Genomic DNA, 2,676 nt, shown 5'->3' on the forward strand with positions numbered 1-2,676 from the left:
CGGCCGAGTGCAGGTCCGTCAGTGCGGCGCACCGCGCCAGCCGGTGGTCGGCAGCGCGAACTTCGCCACCAGCCGGTCGGTGAACGAGGAGTGGTACAGCCGGCGCCTTCGGTTTCGTGGACGCGTGGGCGCGCGCCGACGCCGAGGCGCCGGGCTTCGCCACGGCGGCCGTGGGATGCGACCCGTGGTCCGCCTGTACGGCGAGGGCGACGACCGCCGCGGTCGCTCCCGCCGTCAGTCCGGTGACCCAGGCCCACGAGGGCAGTCGGGCAGCCACGGGTACGCATCTCCTCCGCTACGGGGCCCCCGCTCGGGTCGGGGGTCGGATCATCGTACTCAGTCCAGCACGGGCAGCAGATCCGGCAGGTGCCCGTCGGACGCCTCGGCCGTCCGCCGCCGCTCCTCGGGGACCTCGCCGTAGAGCGTGGTGCGGGGCTTCGCCGGGCGGCCGGCCGCCTCCGCCACGGCCACCAGGTCCCGTACGGACTTGTAGGAGCCGTAGGAGGACCCCGCCATGCGCGAGATCGTCTCCTCCATGAGGGTGCCGCCCAGGTCGTTCGCGCCGGAGCGGAGCATCTCCGCCGCGCCCTCGGTGCCCAGTTTGACCCAGCTCGTCTGGATGTTCGGGATATAAGGGTGCAGCAGCAGCCTGGCCATCGCCGTCACCGCCCGGTTGTCCCGCATGGACGGGCCGGGCCGTGCGATGCCCGCCAGGTACACCGGCGCGTTGGTGTGGATGAACGGGAGCGTCACGAACTCCGTGAAGCCGCCGGTCTCGCGCTGGATCCCGGCGAGCGTGCGCAGATGGCCCAGCCAGTGGCGGGGCTGGTCGACATGGCCGTACATCATCGTGGAGGACGAGCGGATGCCCAGCTCGTGGGCCGTCCTGATCACCTCGGTCCAGGTGGCCGCGGGCAGCTTGCCCTTGGTCAGGACCCAGCGGACCTCGTCGTCCAGGATCTCCGCCGCAGTGCCGGGGATGGTGTCCAGGCCGGCCTCCTTGGCGGCGGACAGCCACTCGCGGACCGGCATGCCGGTGCGGGTGGCGCCGTTCACCACCTCCATCGGGGAGAAGGCGTGGACGTGCATGCCGGGGACGCGTTCCTTGACCGCCTTCGCGATGTCGAAGTAGGCCGTGCCGGGCAGGTCGGGGTGGATGCCGCCCTGCATGCACACCTCGACCGCGCCGACGTCCCAGGCCTGCCGGGCGCGGTCGGCCACCTGCTCCAGCGAGAGCGTGTAGGCGTCGGCGTCGGTCCTGCGCTGGGCGAAGGCGCAGAAGCGGCAGCCCGTGTAGCAGACGTTGGTGAAGTTGATGTTGCGGGTGACGATGTACGTCACGTCGTCGCCGACCGCCGAGCGGCGTACGTCGTCGGCCACCCGGCACAGCGCGTCCAGCGCCCGGCCGTCCGCGTGCAGCAGGGCCAGGGCCTCGGCGTCGGTCAGCCGTGTGGGGTCGTCGGCCGCCGTGCGCAGGGCCTGGCGGACGTCGGTGTCGATGCGCTCCGGCGCCATGCCGGGGGCGGCCGCCTCGCGCAGGGCCGCCCAGTCGCCGTACACCTCGTCGAAGTCGTCGCGCCGGTCGGCGCTGCGGCCGTCGGTGTCGATCGTTCGGTGCAGGTCCGTACGGCCCCTCGGCACGAAGGCCTCCTCCGGCTCCTGCCACGGGCGGCCCTCGACGGTCGCGTCCGGGAGGGCCAGGCCCGTCTCCGGATCGGCCAGCGCGCTCACGTGCGGGCGCAGCCGCGGATCCAGCCAGGGCTCACCGCGGGTCACGAACTCCGGGTAGACGCACAGGCGTTCGCGCAGCCGGAAGCCGGCCGCCGCGGACCTCGACGCCAGCTCCTCGATCTGCGGCCAGGGGCGTTCGGGGTTGACGTGGTCAATGGTCAGGGGCGACACCCCGCCCCAGTCGTCGATGCCGGCGCCGATCAGCCGCTCGTACTCGGAGTCGACCAGGTTCGGCGGGGCCTGGAGGCAGGCGCTCGGGCCCATGATGTGCCGGGCGACGGCCACCGTGGCGACCAGGTCGTCGAGTTCGGCGTCCGGCATGCCGCGCATCGCCGTGTCCGGCTTGGCGCGGAAGTTCTGGATGATCAGCTCCTGGATGCCGTGGTAGGCCCGGGAGACCTTGCGGAGGGCGAACAGGGACTCCGCGCGCTCCTCGTACGTCTCGCCGATGCCGATCAGCAGGCCGGAGGTGAAGGGGACCGAGGACCGGCCGGCGTCCTCCAGCACCCTGAGCCGTACGGCCGGTTCCTTGTCCGGGGAACCGTGGTGCGGGCCGCCGGGTTCGGACCACAGGCGGGTCGCGGTCGTCTCCAGCATCATGCCCATGCTCGGCGCGACGGGCTTGAGGCGCTGGAAGTCCGTCCACGTCATCACGCCCGGGTTGAGGTGGGGCAGCAGACCCGTCTCCTCCAGGATGCGGATCGAGACGGCGCGGACGTAGGCGATGGTGTCGTCGTAGCCGTGCGCGTCGAGCCACTCGCGCGCCTCGGGCCAGCGGTCCTCGGGCTTGTCGCCGAGGGTGATCAGGGCTTCCTTGCAGCCGAGGGCGGCGCCCTTGCGGGCGATGTCCAGGACCTCGTCCGGGGACATGAACATCCCGTGCCCGGCGCGGCGCAGCTTGCCCGGGACGGTGACGAAGGTGTTGACGAGTACGGCGGCCGCGCC

1 protein-coding gene and 1 pseudogene are annotated in these 2,676 nt (G+C 72.6%); both read right to left on the reverse strand.

What is annotated here, in order from left to right; genetic code table 11:
• Window positions 1-277, reverse strand: a pseudogene (locus tag ACWEN3_RS44930) (hypothetical protein); the annotation flags it as partial.
• Between the two features lie 59 nt (window positions 278-336).
• On the reverse strand, window positions 337-2,676 hold a 2,340-nt coding region (locus ACWEN3_RS44935), incomplete at its 5' end, for a bifunctional FO biosynthesis protein CofGH (protein ID WP_452984018.1).

The organism is Streptomyces sp. NPDC004561 (genome assembly GCF_053602155.1).